Raw genomic sequence first — 8392 nt, forward strand, 5'->3', positions numbered from 1 at the left:
ATGGCAGGGATTTCACAGGATACCATCGACCATATCCGTGATACGTCGGAAATTCTTGACATCGTTTCCGACTATGTTGAACTGAGAAAGCGCGGTAAGAATTTTTTCGGACTCTGTCCATTTCACTCCGAAAAGACGCCCTCGTTCAGCGTGGCCCCCGATAAACAGATTTTCCATTGTTTCGGCTGTGGCGTTGGAGGAAATGCGATCACTTTTCTCATGGAATATGAAAAAATCAGCTTCGTGGAGGCACTTCAGAAGCTGGCTGAGCGGTACGGTATTGACGTCCAGTTCAGGCAGGATCGGGCCTCCAAGGAATTCTTCACTCATCTGTATGACATACATAGCCTCGCGGCAGACCTCTATCGAAAGAATCGCAAATCGGAGGCGGGTGATCGCGTGCGCCGCTATCTGGAGAAGGAAAGGGGTCTGACACCCGAAACTCTGGATCGATTCTCCATCGGCCTTGCCGGAAAGGAATGGGACGCCTTACTATCCGTTGCGAAGAAAAAGGGATTCCCCAAAGATGCCATGGATCGCTGCGGACTATTTACCAAAACCGACAAGGGTACATTTGACCGGTTTCGAAACAGGCTGATGTTTCCCATCACCAATCTGTCAGGACGAGTAGTGGCTTTTGGAGGAAGAGATCTGTCGGGCGAAAGCGAGGCGAAATACTTGAACTCTCCGGAAACGCCCATCTACAACAAAAGTGAAATTATCTACGGCCTCGCCCACACCAAGGAAGCCGTACGGAAAACCGGGGCGATGATCGTAGTGGAAGGATACACAGATTTTCTGCAGCTGTATCAGAAAAATATTCAAAACGTAGCGGCCACCTCCGGCACGGCTCTCACGGAGAAGCATGTGAATCAAATCCGGAAGTTCACCCACATCACCCAGATAGCATTTGACGGGGATGCAGCCGGAAGAAAAGCAGCCATAGCTGCAGGGTATCACCTGCTGAGAGGGGGACTAACCGCCGAAATTGTGGAGATACCCGATGGCTCGGATCCTGATGGGTGGGTGAAGGAGAAAGGACCCAAACCGTTCTTGGCGGCCGTCAAGAAAACGAAAGGATTGATCCAATTTCATCTCGCGAATAGCGGACTCGATCTCTCCAAACCGGCCAATCGGTCACGCCTGGCCAGAGAAATCGCCTTTGAAATATCCGGAATCCGCGATGACATCATTAGACAACACACCATCAAAATCCTGGCCGAAGAACTGGCCGTTGATGAAGAAGTGCTTCTTCGCATCACTACCAGTCGCACCCGGCGACACCGGCGAAAAGAGCCAGAGACACTTGAAGAAGATTCGTCACTTTTTTCGTCTTATGAAAGAGCCCAGATGGAGCTGGTTAAGCTGCTCGCCACAGGAGATCAAACGACCACACGTTTCCTTAAAGCGCATCTGAACATGGAACTGTTTTCCCATCCCGTGATGAAATCCCTTGCAACATACCTGCTCCAGACGCCTGATCCGTCCGGTGCTTTGGGTCAATTCGAGGAAAAACCGGACCGGGATCTGGCAAGCCGGATTCTCTTCGAAACTTCTCAACAGGAGGATTCGTCCCGTGTGGCCGTCGACTGCCTCATTTCCCTTGAAGAATCCCCCCTAAAACGGAAGATCACAGAAGAGCGTCTCAAACTCCGGGAGCTGGAAAGAAAAGGAAAGGATTCCTCGCCGGCTCTTCAGAGCGTCATGGACCTCCAGAAAAAGCTGGATGATCTCGAGACCAAGCGAACAGAACTGTTAGGTCATCTGTCGTGAATAACCTGGCCGTGTCATTGAAGTGTTCATGTGTTAAGGTGTTAAAGTGTTCAGGTTTTGAGCTCCGGTGGGCTTGTCCTTTGTCTTGTTTCTTAAACACATGAACACATGAAAACATGAACACTCTTATAGTCAGACTGATTCTGTCGCTCCTTTTCGTTCCCCTTTGGGCCGGAATCCAGGAAGAGGAGAAAGAAACCGTCAAGTACTTCAAGACGAAGCTCCGCAGGCAAGATATCCTGAAAAACGAAATAAGCTCGGAAGAAGCCAGGCTGGTCAACCATTTCAAATTGATTTACGACCACAAGGGTGAACTCATCAGTGCCGAGTTTATTCCCAACGGTGACAGGAGAAAAGAACGCGTCGGGAAAAGTGAGCTCTTTCCCAGGCCAAAGCCCCCCTTTCGATACTTTGAATCCTGGAATTACCACATGAGGCTACTTGAGAGCGAGGTGCCGGAAAACGAAGTTGGCGATACACCTTTCTACAGGGCCGCCTTTCAGGACACAACTCATGTGAAAACCGTCGAATACTTAGTAAGAAGAAATCGACTTCTCTGGACATTCTACGTCACCTGGGACGAGCAAATGCAGGATTCCAAGTTATCTCTCGTTTTTTCCACTCACCAGCCTCTTACAGCGTTGGATCCCCATTTATTCCATCCCACCGCCAGTGAGATGAGGCCTGGATGGGTTGCCGAGTTTGAGCACAACCGACTGGGGAGACCGGTGCGTGTGACAGTCCGTGACTCCACGGGTAACGACTACTACGCCTACAAATTCAAGCATAGTTTTGAGACGGTGACAGATACCACCAGTCCGGTCACCTACCGGCGCCTCCTATCCGAATATTACCGGCCTGACGGCACCCTCCTGGGGAGCCACCGGCTCACTTTCACGGAAGCTAACAGCCTGGTAAAGAAGGAGTTTTTCGATTCAGCGGGAAACCTGTCCGAATGGATTGAATATATTTACAATCCGAAATTGAACGAAGTCTCGGTGGTCATCCGGGACCCGAAGGGAACGATTCTGCACAGGGAAGTGATCCCACGATAATCAATCACAACCTCTTGGCTTCCTAACAGGCTGTGATTAACTTTGATTTAGAGCCATCGAGAGCCCACTATAACCCCAAATAAAAACCATTACCAGACCAAATAAGCTTGATTTATGACCATGAATGCCATATTATAACCCTGAATAAAAGCCATATTGTTCATGTATCGAGATAAGATTGAAGCATTAAGAACCTGGAAGAAGTCTGACCATCGAAAGCCTTTGATGTTGAAAGGTGCACGTCAGGTGGGCAAGACGTGGCTCGTGAGAGAATTCGGAAAAACGTATAGATCTTTCATAGAGATAAACTTCGAAAGAAATCCCCAATTCTCCTCGGTGTTCAAGGTTGATCTAAACCCGAGGAGGATATTGAACGAAGTCCTGGACGCCACGGGACGGGAATACAAGCCAAGTGAGACTCTACTCTTCTTCGACGAGGCTCAAGCCTCACCGCTGGCGGTCAAATCACTCCGGTACTTCTACGAAGAACTGCCCGACGTTCACGTCATATGTGCGGGGTCACTCCTTGAATTCGTCTTGGACCATATACCTACCGGCGTCGGACGTATTACTTACCTAGATCTATGTCCGATGACGTTGGGCGAATACCTGGTAGCCATAGGAGAGGAACGGCTAAGGACAAAGATTCAGAAACAGCCGTTGGACGAGGCACTCCCAGAAATTCACCACCACAAGCTTCTGCGACTTCTCCATCAGTACATGTTGGTCGGAGGGATGCCCGGAGTGGTGAACGAGTACGTTGCTTCGCAAAGCTTCCGCCGAGCCCATGAAGCTCAGCGGGACCTGCTTCGCACACTTCAGGATGATTTTGCCAAATATGCCAAGAGCCACCAGATGAAGTATTTGGATCTACTTGTACGGACAATACCTCTCCAGCTCGGCTCGAAGTTCATATTCTCTCGCCTTGGTGAAAATGTTCGATCACGGGATTTTTCTCCTCCACTGGAACTACTGGAGAAAGCTCGAATCGTCCACAAAGCAATCAATTCAAGAGCAGATGGAATTCCCCTTCAGGCGAGGCTCAATCCCAGGCACTTCAAGGTAATCATGCTGGATATCGGATTGACACAAAACCTGATGGGTGTGGATTTGGAGGAGTGGGTGACAGGTGGGGTTCAAAAACACGTCAGGGGTGGTCCTATTGCCGAGGCATTTGTGGGACAGGAATTGACTGCCTACTTGAATGCATCCGTCACCAACCCGTTAATGTATTGGCACCGGGAGTCCTCCGGCAGCACGGCCGAAGTTGATTATCTGGTGCAGCTAGGAAATGAGATCATCCCACTGGAAGTCAAAGAAGGGGCATCCGGCAGGATGAGGAGCTTGCACTTATTCTTGAGGGAGAAAAGGGGTGAGCGTGGTGTTCGAATCTCCTCGAAGGGATTCGGTTTTGACGGAAACATTCAGAATCTTCCCCTATATGCCGTTGAACGGCTGTTTGCCGGAAGACACAATGCCTGAGAAAAGCGAGCAGTCCAGACCTTTGTGGGCGAAGTGAGATAGCTCCAACACATGAGGGCACACGGCACAAAAACAAAAAGCCCTCCGATCGGAAGGCTTTTTTCTTACGAGGCCTTGTCAGTTCAGTTTAGAATTGAACGGCCAGCCCAGCATTAACGGACCTGGGAATTCCGAGGTACACTTCAGCATCGTCAGCCTTATGATCCTTATCGCCAAATGCGTTGAAATCGCTGTTATCAACAGCATCCTGGATATACTCGGTATCCAACAGATTGAATACATGAACAAATGCCTGCAATCTGATGCCACCCAATTCGATGGGCAGATCGTAGGTCCCATGGAAATCCACAAGATTGTAATCCGGTGCTTTCCAGCTTTGGGCCCTATCTCCAGAATCTGTTCGGTCGAAGGGACTCCAGTCGGCATAGTGATCTGCGTATACCTTGAGGACCAACTGAGCCGTCAAACCCTTGCTTGGAAACACAGACGCACCCAGGGCAAACTGAGTCTGCGGAGCATCACCAACCTTGATGTCTTTAATGTAGAAGTTGTATGCTATGGTTGAGTCAACACCCGCCACTGGACGGTATGTTCCTGATGCATCTTCCGTAGTTTCCCAATTGCCTAATGATAGTGCGGCATCGAGTCTGAACATTCTCATCGGTTGGAATGCGAGTTCCGCTTCCATCCCGGAATGGTTGGCACTAACACCAGTCAAACTGATCAGGCCCTCTTCACCGTCGGCATTTGTGTAATTTCGGGTATATGAACGATCTGACCAGGTTGTGTTGTAATAGTTGGCCGTCACGTTAACAATACCCATGGTGTAATGAACTCCGCCTTCAATCGACGTGAACTCTTCATTTTTGGGATCGTCGTTCAGAGCTCCAGATCCATCGTCGATCATGTTATCGAAGATCGGTACTTTTTGGACCAAACCGAAATTGCCGAACAGACTCACCGCATCAGATAGCCTGTAACTGGCGCCGCCCTTGAACTGGGTACCACCGATGGCGTCCGATTCGACTGATAATTCCTTTCCACCGCCAATATCGGTAAAATGATCTACGAATGAGTACGTTATTGTAGAATACCCAAACATACCGTAAGCGGTAATTGGACCAGTCCTATATTCACCCTGACCAAAAAAGCCCATCCAATCCACAGTATTCGTGTTGTGATAGGCAATCTTATCGCCCAGGACTTTCTTTTGGCTTGCGGGAGTGGTGTCAAAATCGTTGCCGGTGTAGGGATAGTAATCACCACCGAGCAGGTCACGGACTTCCCTCCAGTGGCCTATTTCCGCCGTCCGCCAGTCGACACCACCCTGAATTCTCAGCGCACTGCCGAGGTCATAATAGAACTTGGAGATAGCACCGATGGTCCACTGCTGATTAACGCTATTCCGCAAGATCCCTTTGGACTCTCCGGCCTCCTTTGGATTATCCTTCCTGTCAAGAGTACCCTCGTTTACAGCAACATTCCCATCCCAATTGGCAATTCTGGATGGGCCGGAATAATCCCACAGGAAATCTCCAAACGTTCCTGTTCCACCACCTTTACCGCCGGACCAGTACACGATGGACGACAGACGCATCTGATCACTGAACGTGTGGTACCAGTTCAGATTCACCTGTGGTTTGTGGAAGTAATTCTCCCGTTCGTTCAGGAAACCCTTGTCGAACCGGTCTTCCTTCTCACGTATGGTGTACATGGACCAATACTGCTTCCCATCGTAGCTGGAGCTGACAGTATTATAGTTTTCGTTATACTCCTGTCCAAATTCAGTCTCTTCGAAAGCGTCCAATCCGTCATCATCATAGTCGTCCAGACCATCAGCGAAGCTACGACTGATCGCTGCGATATTCTGTTTGTACAGGTTTTGGCCGTGTCGCTGGGGCGCACCCACTGCATAGAACTCAAACCGGTCGCTATTACTCAGAGCATAGCTGGCTCCAATGTAGTAGGCCCAGGCATCGGTCCAGGTGCCCTGATAATAGCCCTCTCCAGACTTTCGAACCACCGTCCCTGCCAAGGCATACTTGTCGTTGATCAATCCCGAATTGGCAGTAACGGTGGACTTCAAGAATCCCCAACTGCCCACTTCTTGCTTGAACCTGAAACTGCGACCAAAGGCGGCCGGGTCGGTGATGATATTCATGGTACCTCCGATTGAGGGAGTGGCCAGGTTCACCGCACTGAGTCCCCGCTGCATCTGGATAGTCGCGGTGGCGTCACCGACCCCATCCCAATTGGACCAATAGACCCAAGCGTTCTCCATATCATTAACCGGGACACCATTAATCATGATCGCCACATTTCGCTGATTGAATCCGCGAACGTTGACCCGGGCGTCACCGGCCCCACCTCCCCCCGCCGTGGCATAAACGCTCGGCGTAGTGTCGAGAATCAGTGGAATATCCCGAGAGCCGAGGCGAAGTCCCATCTCCTCCTTATTCACGTTGGTGAAGGCTACCGGTGTTTCCCGGGTGGCCCGGTTAGCGAGCACCTCGAGTGCGGACAATTCAATTATTAACGACACTAACTGGAAATCCACCGTGACGGATCCAATGGAAGGAACGTTGACGGTTCGGCTCATTTCCTCGTACCCGATCACGGATGCCGTAACTGTCTGAGTACCTGCCGACACATTCGCAATGTTAAACATACCATTGGCGTCAGCGGCGGCACCCATGGTTGTCCCTTCCACCTGGACATTCGCACCCGCCAGCGCCTCGCCTGTAGTTTCGTCTGTCACCGATCCTGTGATGGTCGCCTGACCGAACAAAGAGAACGGAACTACGAGCAGGACAAACACTAACAGATACAAGGTTTTCTTGTTCATATCTGCCTCCTGATTAAGGTTTTATTAAATGTAGGATTTTAATTGCTGAAAGCTTCCGAGGTCACGTGCAATCTTGAAGTCTCCCTCTCCGTTAAATCTCCCACGTCAAGCACCGCAAAGTTGAAATCTTCTCTGCTTTAATGCAACACTTTTTTGGTCCGTTTGGGGCCGGCTCCGGTCCCCGATGACTATTATTTACCACTTTTTGCCACTTCCCCGAATTTTCGTCAAGGGGAATCGGTAAAGTTTACTATATTTCGCCGGAGCCCTCCGACCAGCCTGTTCTACGAACAGGGGTCGGCAAGTAGCTCCCGCCCTTTTCGAAGGGTTTGCCCGCCCGCACAGCGTGCGGGGGGCTGGCCGGTAATCCGTTGGTACCAAAGGCAGAACTGAAGGAAGGCGAATCTTCAGGAAATGCCATGTTTTGTCTATATATTAAGATCCAGAAAGAGGGAATGGTTCTATATCGGAATGAGCGGGACGTGGAAAAACGATTAGTTCGCCACAATAAAAGATTGGTTCGCGCAACAAAAGCATACAAGCCTTTTGACCTATTATTGACAGAGGAATTCCCAGACCGAGATTCGGCGAGAATCAGGGAGAAGTTTTACAAAACAGGATTTGGTCGAAAGGTTTGGATGAGAAAAATCAAGGCGGGAAATCGTCGAATGATTCAACAGAACTGACCTAGCTTAGTCAAGGGCCCTTAGCTCAATGGTAGAGCACCGGACTCATAATCCGTTGGTTGGGGGTTCGAGTCCCTCAGGGCCCACGTAACATTTTGTCGTCCATCTCGACGAGAAATATACGAAAACGGGGTGACTTTGCTCATCCCTTTTTCTTACATCAAATATGAATAAATAGGCATATTTTGACCCAAAGTTGTCATACCTGAGACATACCGATTTTTTGAGGCCCCCGTTTTGGCGGGGGTTTTTTGTTGCGGATAGCTATGTGGGTCATAAATTAACATAGCGGAAAAGCCACTTGTATTGCTCGTTACTGTGCAAAAAGACGGGTCTTGTTTTTTGACTTATTAGATGATCTGAATCGTATTCAGGTTGTGGCGAAATAGCCGAAGAATTTCACTGGGGGGTGAAAGATGAAGGTGAACAAAGCAATTGTTCCAGCGATGCTACTCCTTGCTGTATTCCTACATTCTCAACCAAAAACAACAATAGCTGTCCTTAATCTTGAAGCCCAAGGAATGAGTACATCAGAAGCGGCTGTCCTTACG

4 protein-coding genes and 1 tRNA gene are annotated in these 8392 nt (G+C 49.6%); 4 read left to right on the top strand and 1 reads right to left on the bottom strand.

Annotation, left to right across the window (positions count from 1 at the left end; genetic code table 11):
- From dnaG to V3U24_07640, 3 genes are all read left to right on the top strand, one after another.
- Positions 1-1773: a DNA primase gene (gene dnaG, locus V3U24_07630; protein ID MEE9167312.1), complete on the top strand. Its 1773-nt coding sequence runs from the start codon at positions 1-3 to the stop codon at positions 1771-1773.
- A gap of 116 nt (positions 1774-1889) precedes the next feature.
- Complete coding sequence (locus tag V3U24_07635; GenBank protein ID MEE9167313.1) at positions 1890-2828, top strand: hypothetical protein; 939 nt, start codon at positions 1890-1892, stop codon at positions 2826-2828.
- Between the two features lie 225 nt (positions 2829-3053).
- Positions 3054-4310, top strand: a complete 1257-nt coding sequence (locus tag V3U24_07640) for an ATP-binding protein (protein ID MEE9167314.1) — start codon at positions 3054-3056, stop codon at positions 4308-4310.
- Positions 4311-4437: 127 nt separating this feature from the next.
- Here V3U24_07640 and V3U24_07645 read toward each other — a convergent pair whose 3' ends face one another.
- Positions 4438-7155: a TonB-dependent receptor gene (locus V3U24_07645; GenBank protein MEE9167315.1), complete on the bottom strand. Its 2718-nt coding sequence runs from the start codon at positions 7153-7155 to the stop codon at positions 4438-4440.
- A 700-nt stretch (positions 7156-7855) separates the two neighbouring features.
- On the opposite strand from V3U24_07645, the gene V3U24_07650 reads away from it, so the two are divergent.
- Positions 7856-7927: transfer RNA gene (locus V3U24_07650), tRNA-Ile, on the top strand.
- Positions 7928-8392: the final 465 nt, after the last annotated feature.

The sequence above is a fragment of the Candidatus Neomarinimicrobiota bacterium genome (genome assembly GCA_036476315.1).
In the GTDB taxonomy this organism is placed as follows: Bacteria; Fidelibacterota; Marinisomatia; order Marinisomatales; family S15-B10; genus JAZGBI01.